Raw genomic sequence first — 14,513 nt, forward strand, 5'->3', positions numbered from 1 at the left:
GCCGTCACAGCCCGAGTTCCGTGTCGATCAGGCTGAAGATCTCGTCGTCGCTGGCCCGGTCGAGGTCCAGGTCGTCGTCGGTGGCGGAGGCGCCGCGCATGGTCCGCCACTTGGCGACCAGCACCTCCAGCCGCGCCGCCACCTGGGTGTGCAGGTCCGCCTCGACGGTGGTCTCGGCGAGCGCCCGTTCCAGGCGTTCCAGCTCGGCGAGCACCGCCGGGGCGGCCTGCGCGCCGTCGGGCACCAGCCGGGAGCGTAGGTAGCCGGCCAGCGCCGCCGGGTCCGGGTAGTCGAAGACGGCGGTGGCCGGCAGCCGTTCCCCGGTCGCCTCGGTGAGCCGGTTGCGCAGCTCGACCGCGGTCAGCGAGTCGAAGCCCAGCTCGTGGAACGCCTGGCCCTCGCGGATGGCGTCCGGGCTGCCGTGGCCGAGCACCGCCGCGGCGGTGGCCCGGACCAGGTCGAGCAGGAGCGCGGACTGTTCCGCGCCGGTGAGCGCGCGCAGCCGCCCGGCCAGGTCGGCGCCGCCGGTGGTGGCGGCGCGGGCCTTCGGCCGGTCGACGCGGACCAGGCCGCGCATCAGCGCCGGCACGTGCGGCCGGCCGGCCAGCGCGGCCCGGTCGACGCGGGTCGGCACCAGGTGTTCCTCCGGCGCGGCGAGGCCGGCGTCGAACAGCGCCATGCCCAGGTCGGACGGGATCGCGAGCTGCCCGTCGCGGGTGGTGCCGGCCCGGTCCACGCCGGCGGTCAGCGTGCTGGCCTGCGCCCACAGCCCCCAGGCGTACGCGCGGGCGGGCAGTCCGGCGCCGCGTCGCCGCCGGGCCAGCGCGTCCAGCCAGGCGTTGGCGGCGGCGTAGTTGCCCTGGCCTGGCACGCCGAACACGCCGGCCCCGGAGGAGAACAGCACGAACCCGGCGAGGTCGAGGTGGCGGGTCAGCTCGTCGAGGTGACGGGCGGCGTCCACCTTGGGGCGGAACACGGTGTCGAGGCGTTCCGGGGTGAGCGCGGTGACCACGCCGTCGTCGAGCACGCCGGCCAGGTGCACCACGGCGGTGAGCGGATGCGCCGCCGGCACGGCGGTGAGCAGCCCCGCCACCGCGTCCCGGTCGGCGACGTCGGCGGCGGCCACGGTGACGGTGGCGCCGAGCGCGGTCAGCTCGGCGGTCAACTCGGCCGCGCCGGGCGCGTCCGGGCCGCCCCGGCTGGCCAGCAGCAGGTGCCGGACGCCGTGCCCGGTGACCAGCCGGCGGGCCACCAGGCCGCCCAGCAGGCCGGTGCCGCCGGTGAGCAGCACCGTGCCGTCCGGGTCCCACGTCTCGGGCATGGTGAGCACCACCTTGCCGACGTGCCGGGCCTGGCTGACGTAGCGGAACGCGTCCGGGGCCTGCCGGACGTCCCAGGCGCGCACCGGCAGCGGGCGCAACGCGCCGGCGGCGAACAACGCCAGCAGTTCGGTGAGCATCCGCTGGATCTCGTCCGGCTCGACCTGCGTCAGGTCGTACGCCTGGTAGTCGACGCCGGGGTGGTCGGCGGCGACCCGGGCCGGGTCGCGCAGGTCGGTCTTGCCCATCTCCAGGAACCGGCCGCCGCGCGGCAGCAGCCGCAGCGACGCGTCGACGAACTCGCGGGCCAGCGAGTCGAGCACCACGTCCACGCCCCGGCCGCCGGTGGTGTCGAGGAAACGCGCCTCGAAGTCGAGCGTCCGGGACGACGCCAGGTGGTCGGCGGGCACGCCCAGCTCCCGCAGCGCGGGCCACTTGCTCTCGCTGGCGGTGGCGAAGACGTCCGCGCCGAGGTGGCGGGCGATCTGCACCGCCGCCATGCCGACGCCACCGGCGCCGGCGTGCACCAGCACGGACTCCCCGGCCCGCAGCCGGCCCAGCCCGACCAGCCCGCGCCAGGCGGTGAGGAACACCACCGGCACGGTCGCGGCCTGCGCGAACGTCCAGCCGTCCGGCACCGGCGCGAGCAGCCGCCGGTCGGTGACCGCGACCGGGCCGAAGCAGCCGGTGAACACGCCGAGCACCCGGTCGCCGGGGCGCAGGTCGGTGACCGCCGCGCCGACCTCGGCGACGACACCGGCGGCCTCCCCGCCGGGCGGGCCGGGATCGCCCGGGTAGAGGCCGAGCGCGTTGAGCACGTCGCGGAAGTTCAGGCCGGCGGCGCGGACCCGGACCCGCACGTCGTACGCGCCGAGCGGCGCGTCGGCCGCGTCGGTGGGCACCAGCGCCAGGTGGTCGAGGCTGCCCCGGCGGGGCACGTCCAGCCGCCAGGCGGTCGCGTCGACGGGCGGGGTGAGCGTCGGCGCGTCGGCGCGGCGGGCCAGCCGGGGCGCGTACGCGCCGCCGTCGCGCAGCGCCAGCTGCGGCTCGTCGGCGGCGAGCACGGCGGTCAGGGTCGCCGCGTCGGGCATGGCGTCGGCGTCGAGCAGCACGAACCGGTCCGGGTGTTCGGACTGGGCGGAGCGGACCAGGCCCCACGCGGCGGCGGCGGCCGGGTCGTCGACCTCACCGGGCCCGTGCACGCCGACCGCGCCGCGGGTGAGCAGCACCAGCCGGGTCTCGGCCCAGCGCGGCTCGGCCAGCCAGCGCTGCACCAGCGCGAGCGCGTCCCCGGCGAGCCGTCGCGCCCGGTCCGGGGCGGCGGGGTCGGTGCGGGTCGTCGTCCGGTGCCCACCGGCCCCGGCGGTGAGCGGCGCGAGCACCGCGTCCGGCGTCGTGGCACCGGCGTCGATCGCGGCGGCCAGCGCGGACAGGTCGGCGTGGCGCGGCAGATCGGCGGCGGACGGATCGGCCACGTGGGACAGATCCGCGTCGGCGGCGAGCACGGCGATCCGGGCCGGGGTCGGCGCGGTGGGCGTCGGCAGCGGTTGCCACGTCAGGTGGAACAGCGCGTCGGTGACCGCGTCGTCGCGGGCGCCCAGCTCGGCGCGGGAGATCGGGCGCATGGCCAGCGACGCCGCCTCGACCACCGGCGCGCCGGCCGGGTCGGTGGCGGACAGCGCGAACGCGTGCGGGCCGACCCGCCGCAGCCGGACCCGCAGCGTGGTGGCGCCGGTGGCGTGCACGGTGAGCCCGTTCCAGGCGAACGGCAGCAGGATCTTCTCGCCGCCGGCGTCGGCGAGACCACCGAAGTGCGCGGCGTGCAGCGCGGCGTCGAGCAGCGCCGGGTGCAGCGCGTACCGGTCGGCGTCGGCGCGCGGGCCGGCCGGCAGCTCCACCTCGGCGTACACCTCGTCGTCGCCGGTCCGGACCGCGCGCAGGCCCTGGAACGCCGGACCGTAGCCGTACCCCTCGTCGACCAGGCGGTCGTAGAAGCCGGTCAGGTCGACGGCGTGGGCGTCCGGCGGCGGCCCGGCCGGCGTCGCCGGGGTGGCTTCGGCGGCGGAGAGCGTGCCGCTGCCGTGCCGGGTCCACGGCGCGTCGGCCGGGCCGGCGGCGGGCCGGGAGTGCACGGTGACCGGGCGACGGCCGTCGTCGGCGGGCGGACCGACCGCGACCTGCACCTGGGTGGCCGCGTCCTCGGGCAACGTCAGCGGCGCCTCGATGACCAGCTCGTCGAGGGCGGGGCAGCCCACCTCGTCGCCGGCCCGCAGGCACAGCTCGACCAGCCCGGTGCCGGGCACCAGCACCCGGCCGGCGACCCGGTGGTCGGCCAGCCAGGGCTGCTCGGCGACCGCGAGCCGGCCGGTGAACAGGTGCCCCCGCCCGTCAGCCAGCGGCACCGACGCGCCGAGCAGCGGATGCCCGGCGGCGGCCAGCCCGGCCGCGCCGACGTCGGCGGCGCCGGTGACCGGGCGGGGCCAGTAGCGGCGGTGCGCGAACGCATACGTGGGCAGGTCGACCCGGCGTCCGCCGGCCAGCACCGGCTGCCAGTCGACGGGTACGCCGCGCACGTGCAGCGCGGCCACGGAGAGCAGGAACCGGGCCCGGTCGCCCCGGCCGCGCTGCACCGAACCGACCACCACCGCCGGGTGGTCGTGCTCCTGGACCGTCTGCTCGATGCCCGGCGTGAGCACCGGATGCGGGCTGCACTCGACGTACGTGTGGTGGCCCTCGGCGGTCAGCGCGCGTACCGCGTCGGCCAGTTCGACCGGCTGGCGCAGGTTGCGGTACCAGTAGTCGGCGTCCATCTCCTCGCCGCCGAGCCAGCACAGGTCGGTGGTGGAGTAGATCGGCACCGCCGCCGGTCCGGGCGTGACGCCGGCGACCGCCTCGGCCAGCTCGGCGCGGATCCGCGTCACCTGCGGGGAGTGGGACGCGTAGTCGATCGGGATCCGGCGCAGCCGGATGCGGTCGGCGTCCAGCTCGGCGGCGAACGCGTCGACCGCGTCCGGTTCGCCGGAGACCACCACGTTCGCCGGGCCGTTGACCGCGGCCACGGCCAGCCGGTCGCCGTACCGGGCGATCCGTTCGCGGACCACCTCGGCCGGGAGCGGCACGGCGGCCATCACTCCGGCGCCGGCCAGCTTGCGCAGCGCGCGGGCACGCAGCGCCACCAGTCGGGCGGCGTCGGTCAGCGACAGCACGCCGGCCACGCAGGCGGCGGCGATCTCGCCCTGCGAGTGGCCGACCACGGCGGCGGGCTGCACGCCGTACGAGCGCCACAGCTCGGCCAGCGACACCATCACCGCGAACAGCAGCGGCTGCACCACGTCCGCCCGTTCGAAGTCCGGGGTGCCGGGCGTCTGGCGCAGCAGGTCCCGCAGTGGATGGCCCAGCCAGGGCCGCAGCGCGGCGTCGCAGGCGGCCATCCGCTCGGCGAACACGGGCGCCTCGTCGAGCAGGTCCAGCGCCATGCCGGCCCACTGGGAGCCCTGGCCGGGGAAGACGAACACCAGCTTGCCGGTGGCGGTGACGTCGCCGCGTACCAGGTCGGTGGCGGGCTCGCCGGCGGCGAGCGCGTCCAGCCCGGCGGTGATCTCCACCGGGCCGCCGACCAGCACTGCCCGGTGGTCGAAGCCGGCCCGGGTGGTGGCCAACGACCAGGCCACGTCCAGCGGTCGCTGGTCGGGCCGGTCGGCGAGGTGGTCCCGCAGCCGGCGGGCCTGCCCGGCCAGCGCCTCCGGGGTACGCGCGGAGAGCAGCCACGGCAGCGCCACCGGCCCGGCCGGCGGCTCGGCGTCCACGGCCGGCTCGTCCGGCACGGCCTCGAGCACCACGTGGGCGTTGGTGCCGCTGATGCCGAACGAGGAGACGCCGGCGCGGGCCGGCCGGTCGGTACGCGGCCACGGCCGGGCCTCGGTGAGCAGGTCGACCGCGCCGGCCGCCCAGTCGACCCGGCTGGTGCGGTGCTCGGCGTGCAGCGTGCGGGGCAGCCGGCCGTGCCGCATGGCGAGGACGACCTTGAGCATCCCGGCGACGCCGGCCGCGGCCTGGGTGTGGCCGAGGTTGGACTTCACGGAGCCGAGCAGCAGCGGCGGGACGCCGTCGGGCCGGCGGCCGTAGGTGGCGAGGATCGCCTCGGCCTCGATCGGGTCGCCGAGCGGCGTGCCGGTGCCGTGCGCCTCGACCGCGTCCACGTCGGCCGGGTCGAGCCCGGCGGCGGCCAGCGCGGCCCGGATCACGCGTTCCTGGGACGGCCCGTTGGGGGCGGTGAGGCCGTTGGACGCGCCGTCGGAGTTGACCGCCGAGCCGCGCACCACGGCCAGCACCGGGTGGCCGCGTCGGCGGGCGTCGGAGAGCCGTTCCACCACCAGCACGCCGACGCCCTCGGACATGCCGAACCCGTCGGCGTCCTCGGCGAACGCCTTGCACCGGCCGTCCGGGGCGAGGCCACGCTGGCGGCTGAACCCGGTCAGCCCGGCCGGACCGGACAGCACCGACACGCCACCGGCGAGCGCCAGGTCGCAGTCGCCCTGACGCAGCGCCTGCGCGGCCAGGTGCAGCGCCACCAGCGAGGCGGAGCAGGCGGTGTCCACGGTGACCGCCGGCCCTTCCAGCCCCAGCGCGTAGGCGACCCGCCCGGAGAGCACGCTGGCGGCGGTGCCGGTGAGCAGGTGTCCCTCGTCGGCGACGGTCTCGCCGTCGTCGGCGGTGGCGCCGGGGGTGATCCGGTCGGCGTAGTCCTGGCCATGGGTGCCGGCGAACACGCCGGTGCGGCTGCCGCGCAGCGTGTCCGGGTCGATGCCGGTCCGTTCCAGGGCCTCCCAGGAGGTCTCCAGCAGCAGCCGGTGCTGCGGGTCCATGGCGAGCGCCTCGCGGGGGCTGATGCCGAAGAACGCGGCGTCGAAGTCGGCGAGGCCGGTGAGGAAGCCACCGGCCCGGGTGTAGGTGCGGCCGGGCGTGCCGGGCTCCGGGTCGTACAGGTCGGCGAGCGGCCAGCCCCGATCGGTGGGCAGGTCGCCGATCACCTCGCCGCCGGCGTCGAGCAGCCGCCACAGCTCCTCCGGGGAGCCGATGCCGCCGGGGAACCGGCAGGCCATCGCGACGACCGCGACCGGCTCGTCGAGCGCGACGGTGGTGGCGTCGGCGACCTCGGTGGCGGCGGTGCCGAGCAGCCGGGCGTGCAGGTGCGCGGCGAGCAGTTCCGGGGTGGGGTGGTTGAACACGGCGTGCGGGGCGAGCCGGACGCCGGTGGCGGCGGAGAGCCGGTTGCTCAGCTCCACCGCCATCAGCGAGTCGAAGCCGAGTTCCTTGAACGGCCGGCGCGGTTCGATCTGGTCCGGCCCGGCGTGCCCGACGACCGTGGCGCAGCGGGTGCGGACCAGGTCGAGCAGGAGCGTGGCCCGGTCCGGCTCGCCGAGGCCGGCCAGGCGGTCGGCGAAGCCGGTTCCGGTGCCGGTGCCGGGCTCGGCGACGACGGCCCGGCGCGGGGCCGGCGGCAGCAGTGCCCGCAGCAGCGCCGGCACCTCCCCGGTGGCGCGCACGGCGGCCAGGTCCAGTCCGATCGGCACCAGCGTCGCCGGCTCGGCGCGCAGCGCGGCGTCGAACAGCGCCAGCCCGGCGGCGGCGTCCAGCGGACGGGTGCCGGTGCGGGCGAGCCGGGCCAGGTCGGCGGCGGTGAGTCGGCCGGCCATCCCGTCGGTCTCGGCCCACAGGCCCCAGGCGAGCGCGGTGCCGGGCAGCCCGCGGGCGCGGCGGTGCGCGGCGAGCGCGTCGAGGAACGCGTTGCCGGCGGCGTAGTTGCCCTGGCCGGGGCTGCCGAACGTGGCCGAGGCGGAGGAGAACAGCACGAACGCGGCCAGGTCGAGGCCGGCGGTCAGCTCGTGCAGGTGCCAGGCGCCGTGCACCTTGGCCCGCAGCGCGCCGGCCCAGCGGTCCGGGTCGAGGTCGGTGAGCAGCGCGTCGTCGGTGGCGCCGGCGGCGTGCACGACGGCCACCAGCCGGTCGGCGAGCGGGGCCAGCACGGCGGCGAGCGCGCCCCGGTCGGCCACGTCGGCGGCGACCACCCGGACGTCGACGCCGGTCGCCGCCAGCTCGTCGGTCCACGGGGCGGGCCGGCCGGTGCGGCTGAGCAGCACCAGTTCCCGCACGCCGTACGTCTGCGCGAGGTGGACCGCGACGTGCCGGCCGAGGCCGCCGGTGCCGCCGGTGAGCAGCACCGCGCCGCCGGCCAGCGCGGGCCGCGCGGCGGCGTCGGGCTCGGTGACCGGGCGGAGCCGGGGCAGCAACGCGCGGCCGTCGCGGACCGCGACCTCGGGTTCGTCGGCGGCGGCGGCCAGCGCGGCGCGGACCGTGGTGTCGTCGACGGTGTCCAGGTGCAGCAGCAGGAACCGGTCGGGGTGCTCGGCGCTGGCCACCCGGAGCAGGCCGACGGCCGGGGCGTGCGCCGGGTCGCCGTCGCGGACCGCCACCGCGAGCCGGGTGTCGACGGCGCGCGGGTCGTCGAGCCAGCGGTGCAGCACGCCGAGCAGGTCCAGGCCGATCGCGTCGGCGCGCTGCGCGACGGTGCTGTCCGGGTCGCCGTCGGGCAGGCGCAGCACCAGCACCGGCGGCAGCGGCCCGGTCGGCGGGACCGCGTCGGCGAGCGTCCAGGTGGGCACCGGGCCGCTCGGGGCGGGCAGCCAGTCCACCGTGTAGAGCCCGGCCGGGCCGGTCTCCGGCGCCGGGGCGGCGGCGGACGGCAGCGTCACGGCCCGCAGCGCGATCCGGTCGACGTCGAGCACCGGCCGGCCGGCGTCGTCGACGGCGGTGAGCGTGACCGCGTCCGCGCCGGCCGGGGCGAGACTGACCCGCAGCGCGTACGCGCCGGTGGCGTGCCGGCGTACGCCGGTCCAGTCGGTGGGCACGATCCGCTCCCCCGGCCCGGCCGGCGGGGCGAACCCGGCCAGCGGGAGCAGGTCCAGCGCGGCGTCGAGCACGTCCGGGTGCACGCCGTACCGCTCGGCGTCCGGGTCGGCGGCGTCGTCGGGCAGCCGTACGTCGAGGTGCAGCCGGTCCCCGGCGGTCCAGGCGGCCCGCAGCAGCGGATGCGCCGCCTCGACCGGGCGGGCGCCGGCCGGCGGCCAGGCCGGGGCCGGTACGCCGGGCGCGGCGAGCGGGTCGGCCGGGGCGAGCACCGCGTCGGCGACCGCCCGCCACGGCTCGTGCTCGCCGGCGCGGACGTGGCAGCGGGCGGCGCGTCGGCCGACGGCGTCCGGGCCGGCGACGTCGAACTGGAGGTCGACCGCGAGGCCGGCGGGCAGCGGCGCCGGTTCCGGCATCCGCAGGTCGGCCAGGACCGGGGTGTCGAGTCGTTCGCCGAGGTGGCCGAGCGCGTCGAGCAGCACGGTGGCGGGCAGCAGCGGCGCGGCGCCGTCCGGGGTGGCCGGCCGGGTGGCGGTGAACCGTCCGGTGGCGAGCACCTGGCCGGTGCCGGCGACCGGCAGCACGGCGGCGAGCAGCGGGTGCCCGGCGTCGCCGGTCGGTGCGCCGGGGGTGGCGGGCAGCCAGTAGTGCCGGTGCCGGAACGCGTAGGTGGGCAGCGCGACGGGCGCGTGCGGGCCGGGGCCGGCCAGCGCGGCCCGGTCCACCGGCACGCCGCGCACGTGCAGCCGGGCGGCGGCGGTGAGCAGCGCCGCCGGTTCGGGCGTGTCGGCCCGCAGCGTGGGCACGAACGCCAGGTCGTCGCCGGCGTCGGCGAGACACTCGGCGGCCAGCGCGGTGAGCACGCCGCCGGGGCCGATCTCCAGGAACGTGGTGGCGCCTTCGGCGTGCAGGGCGCGGACGCCGTCGGCGAAGCGCACGGTGTCGCGGACGTGGGCCACCCAGTGCTCGGGCGAGGTGAGCCGGGCCGCGTCGACCGGCGCGCCGGTCAACGTGGACACCACCGGCAGTTGCGGCGCGCGGTAGGTCAGCCCGGCGGCGACCTCCCGGAACGCGTCCAGCATCGGCGTCATGCGCGGCGAGTGGAACGCGTGCGACACCCGGAGCCGGCTGGTGCGGCGGCCGGCGGCGCGCAGCGTGGCGGCGACCGCCTCGACCGCGTCGGCATCGCCGGAGAGCACCACGGCGGTCGGCCCGTTCACGGCGGCCAGCCCGACCCGGTCGGTCAGGTGTGGCAGCACCTCGGTCTCGTCGGCCTCCACCGCGACCATCGCGCCGCCGGCCGGCAACGCCTGCATGAGCCGGCCCCGCGCGGCGACCAGCGCGGCGGCGTCGGCGAGGGTGAGCACGCCGGCCACGTGCGCGGCGGCGATCTCGCCGATCGAGTGGCCGAGCAGCAGGTCCGGGCGGACGCCCCAGGATTCGAGCAGCCGGTGCAGCGCCACCTCGACGGCGAACAGCGCCGGCTGGGTGTAGCGGGTCTCGTGCAGCAGCGCGGCCCGCGTGTCGCCGTCCGGGGCGAGCACCACGTCGGCGACCGACTGCCCGGTGACGTGCCGGTCCAGTTCGGCGCAGGCGGCGTCGAACGCCTCCGCGTAGACCGGGTACGCCGCCCGCAGCTCCCGGCCCATGCCGGCGCGTTGCCCGCCCTGCCCGCCGAAGAGCACGGCGAGCCGGCCGTCGGAGACGCGGCCGGTGAGCACGCCGGCCGGGTCGGTGTCGCCGCGGCTCAGCGCCGTCAGCGCGGCGCGGGCGTCGGCCGGGTCGCCGACCAGCAGCGCCGCCCGGTGGTCCAGCGCCGCCCGCGTGGTGGCCAGCGCGTACGCCACGTCGGCCGGGTCGGCGTCGATCCGGTCGAGCCGGCTCAGCAGCCGGGCCGCCTGGTCCCGCAGGCCCTCCCGGCTGGCCGCGGAGAGCAGCCACGGCACGACGCCGGCCGGGTGCTGCCGGGTGACCGGCGGCGGGGTGGGCGCGGCGGGGGCCGCCTCGACGACGACGTGGGCGTTGGTGCCGCTGATGCCGAACGAGGAGATGCCGGCGCGGCGGGGCCGGTCCACGTCGGGCCACGGCCGGGCGTCGGTGAGCAGCTCGACCGCGCCGGCCGACCAGTCGACCTCGCCGGTCGGCGCGTCCACGTGCAGCGTGCGCGGCAGCGTGCCGTGGCGCAGCGCGAGCACCATCTTCATCACCCCGGCCGCGCCGGCCGCCGCCTGGGTGTGCCCGAGGTTCGACTTGAGCGAGCCGAGCAGCAGCGGACGGTCCGCCGGCCGGCCCTGCCCGTACGTGGCGAGCAGCGCCTGCGCCTCGATCGGGTCGCCGAGCCGGGTGCCGGTGCCGTGCGCCTCGACGGCGTCCACGTCGCCCGGTCCGAGGCCGGCGGTGGCCAGCGCCCGCCGGATGACCCGTTCCTGGGCCGGCCCGTTGGGGGCGGTGAGCCCGTTGGACGCGCCGTCGGAGTTGACCGCGCTGGCGCGCAGCAGCGCCAGCACCGGGTGGCCGTGGCGGCGGGCGTCGCTGAGCCGTTCCAGCAGCAGCACGGCCACGCCCTCGGACCAGCCGGTGCCGTCGGCGGCCTCGGCGAACGCCTTGCACCGGCCGTCGGGCGCGAGTCCGCGTTGGCGGCTGAACTCGACGAACGCCTGCGGGGTGCCCATCACCGCGACGCCGCCGGCCACCGCGAGCGCGCAGTCCCCGGCGCGCAGCGCCTGCGCGGCCAGGTGCAGCGCGACGAGCGACGACGAGCAGGCGGTGTCCACGGTCACCGCCGGTCCCTCCAGGCCCAGCGCGTACGCGACCCGCCCGGAGACCACACTGCCGGCGGTGCCGACGCCGAGGTAGCCCTCGGTGCCGGGCGGCGCCTGGCCGACGTTGGCCGCGTAGTCGTGGTGCATCACGCCGGTGAACACGCCGGTGGCGCTGCCGCGCAGCCCGGTCGGGTCGATCCCGGCGCGCTCGAACAGTTCCCAGGACGTCTCCAGCAGCAGTCGCTGCTGCGGGTCCATGGCGAGCGCCTCGCGCGGGCTGATCGCGAACAGGGTGGCGTCGAAGTCCCCGGCGCCGGCCAGGAACCCGCCCACCCGCACGTACGAGGTGCCGGCCCGGTCGGGGTCGTCGGCGAACAGGTGCGCCAGGTCCCAGCCCCGGTCGGTGGGGAACCCGGTGAGCCCCTCGCCGCCGGATTCGAGCAGTTCCCACAACTCGTCGGGGCCGGTGACGCCGCCGGGCAGCCGGCACGCCATCGCGACGATCGCCACCGGGTCGTCGGCGGCGACCGGGCCGGTCCCGGCGGCGGGGCCGGCGTCGGTCGGGCCGGCGCCGCGCAGCAGCGTGGCCAGGTGCCGGGTGAGCGCGGCGGGTGTCGGGTGGTCGAACGCGGCGGTGGCGGAGAGCCGGGCGCCGGTGGCCCGGTTCAGCCGGTCGCGCAGCGCGACCGCGCGGACCGAGGTGAACCCGAGTTCGGTGAACGCCCGGCCGGGCCGGACCGCGCCCGCGCCCGGCAGCCCGGCGACCTCGGCGGTGGCGGCCCGGACCAGGTCGGCCAGGAGGCGGTCGCCGTCGGCGGTGGTGAGCGCCGCGAACCGGCGGCGCAGCGTGTCCGCGTCGTCGTCGGGCCGGCTCGGGCCGCGCCAGGCCGGGTGGGCGGCCACCCGCTCGGCCGGGCCGGCCACCAGCACCAGGTCGTCGCCGTCGTGCGCGACGTCGAACGCGGCGGTCTCGGCCCACGCCGGTCCGGTCACGCCGACCAGCCGGGCCGGCAGCCCGGCCGCGTGCCGCCGGGCGACGAGCGCGTGCAGCGCGGCGACCGCGCCCGCCGCCGGTTCCCGTCCGGCGGCGCCGAGCAGCACGTCGGCGGGGACCAGCACGGTGTACGCGGTGGCGGCGGCGTGCCGGGTGTCCCGGTCCAGCCGGCCGGCCAGGTCGAGCAGCCGGGCGCTCCGGTCGTGGTCGGTCAGGTCGGCGTCGCAGACCCGCAGCACGGCCGCCCCGACCGGTTCCCCGTCCCGGGTCGCGAGGTCGGTGGTGGGGCCGTCGACCGGCAGCAGCCGCAGCGACCGGGCGCCGTACGCGCCGGTCAGGTGCCGGGCCAGCGCCGCCCGCTCGGCGGTGTCCGCGCCGGCCAGCACCGCCGGCGCGGCCGGGTCGAGCACCGTGGCAGCGTGTTCCGGGGCCGGCGCGGCGGCCGGCGCGGGCACCGCGTACCGGGCGGTGCCGGCGCGCAGCGCGACCTGGGCGGCGCCGGCGTCCACCACGGACGGCAGCAACGCCGCCGAGGCGGGATCGGCGTCGACGAGCACGATCCGGTCCGGCCGGGCCGCCTGCCGGCAGCGCGCCTGCGCCCAGGCGACGGCGGCGGCCGGGACCAGGTCGGGGTCGTCGGGCGTGTCGGCGGTGGACGCGTCCACCGCGCCGCTGGTCAGCACCACCACCCGGGCGGTCGCGTAGCGCGCGTCGTCGAGCCAGCCGGGCAGCGCCGCCGGGTCGACGCCGGCCAGCACCAGCACGTCCGCGTCGGTGTCGGTGGAGTGGGCGCCGGTGTGGACGTCCTCGCCCTCGGCTGTCAGCGCGTCGGCGACCGCCCCGGCGTGCGGCCCGACGACCGCCCAGCGTCGGCCGGGCGCGCGGTCGACAGGTGCCAGCGGACGCCAGGTGAGCCGGGTCAGCGCCTCGTGGTGTGTGCCGTTGACCGCGCGCAGCCGGGCCGGCGTCTCCGCCAGCAGCCGCCGGGTGACCTTCCCGGAGGCGGTCCTCGGCACCGCGTCGATCTCGTACAGCTCCTGCGGCACCTTGTGGTACGCGAGCCGCTCGCGGCAGGCGGCGTACGCGGCGGCCGGTGCGAAGCCCTCCGGCGCGGGCACCACGTACGCGACCGACACCTCGCCGAGCACCTCGTGCGGGCGGCCGGTGACCGCCACGTCGGCCACGCCGGGCACCGCGCGCAGCACGTCCTCCACCTCGACCGGGTGCACCTTCTCGCCGCCCCGGATGATCAGTTCCCGGTGCCGGCCGGTGACGAAGAGGTTCCCGTCGGCGTCGCGGCGGGCCAGGTCTCCGGTGCGGTACCAGCCGTCACGCAGCGCCGCCGCGGTGGCCTCGGGCAGGCCGTGGTAGCCGAGCATGACGCCCGGCCCGCGGACCCACACCTCGCCCTCGTCACCGGTCGGCACGTCGCGACCGGTGTCCGGGCTGACCAGGCGCACCTGCACGCCGTCCACCGGCCGGCCGCAGGAGCCCTCGGCCCGGGGCTCGTCCGGGCGGGTCACCGCGATCGAGCCGCACGTCTCGGTGCTGCCGTACGCGTCGAGCAGCGGCGCGTCGAAGACCTCCTCGAACGCGCGGCGCAGCTCCCCGGTGGTGATCGCGCCACCGACCAGGCACACTCGCAGCGCGGGCGCGCGGAACCCGTCGGCGCGGGCCGCGTCGACCAGGTGGTGGTACATGGCGGGCACGCCGGCCAGCACGGTCGCCTCGTCCTCGGCGACCGCGCGCAGCACGTCGGCGGCGGCGAAGCCGTCGACCAGGCGGGCGCTCGCGCCGACCGCGGTCACGCTCAGCACGCAGCCGATGTGGGAGAGGCTGTGGAACAGCGGCAGCGGCCAGACCACCCGGTCCGCGGCGGTCAGGTCGGGCACCGGCACGTAGCAGGCGGCCACCGACCAGAGGCAGGTGCGCTGGGTGGAGAGCACGCCCTTGGGCCGGCCGGTGGTGCCGGAGGTGTAGAGCATCCAGGCGACCTCGTCCAGGCCGAGGTCGTCGCGGGCGTCGGCGGTCGGCGGCGCGTCGACGAGCGCCGGCCAGGCCGTCGCCGGGTCCGGGTACGGCCCGTCGCCGGTCACCCAGATCCGCAGGTCGGGCCGGTCCGCACGCAGCCGCAGGAGCTGGTCGAGGTGCTGCGGGTCGGTGACCACCAGCACCGCGCCGGAGTCGTCGAGCAGGTGGGCCAGCTCGGCGTCCGTGCTGCGCGGGTTCAGCGGTACGCCGACCGCCGCGGCCCGGGTCACGGCCAGCCAGGTCTCCACCGTCTCCACCCGGTTGCCCAGGCAGAACGCGACCCGCTCGCCCCGGCCGACACCCGCGTCGACCAGGTGGCCGGCCAGCCGGGCGGTGACCGCCTCCAGCGCGGCCCAGGACACCGCCCGGTCCGCGTCGCGGAACGCCACCTGGTCCGGCAGCCGGCCGGCGTGGGCCCGGAGCAGTTCGGGCAACGGCTGGACCAGGTCACTCCGAAGCATGTCAGCACATCCGTCCTTCGCCGTAACGGCCCAAGTCTGG

1 protein-coding gene is annotated in these 14,513 nt (G+C 78.4%); it reads right to left on the minus strand.

Annotated features, from left to right (window positions below; all coding sequences use genetic code 11):
• Nucleotides 1-4 precede the first annotated feature (4 nt).
• Nucleotides 5-14,473, minus strand: a complete 14,469-nt coding sequence (locus tag ACLQ2W_RS31915; protein ID WP_425791374.1) for an SDR family NAD(P)-dependent oxidoreductase — start codon at nt 14,471-14,473, stop codon at nt 5-7.
• Nucleotides 14,474-14,513 lie beyond the last annotated feature (40 nt).

It is taken from the genome of Micromonospora sp. DT227 (genome assembly GCF_049841835.1).
In the GTDB taxonomy this organism is placed as follows: domain Bacteria; phylum Actinomycetota; class Actinomycetes; order Mycobacteriales; family Micromonosporaceae; genus Micromonospora.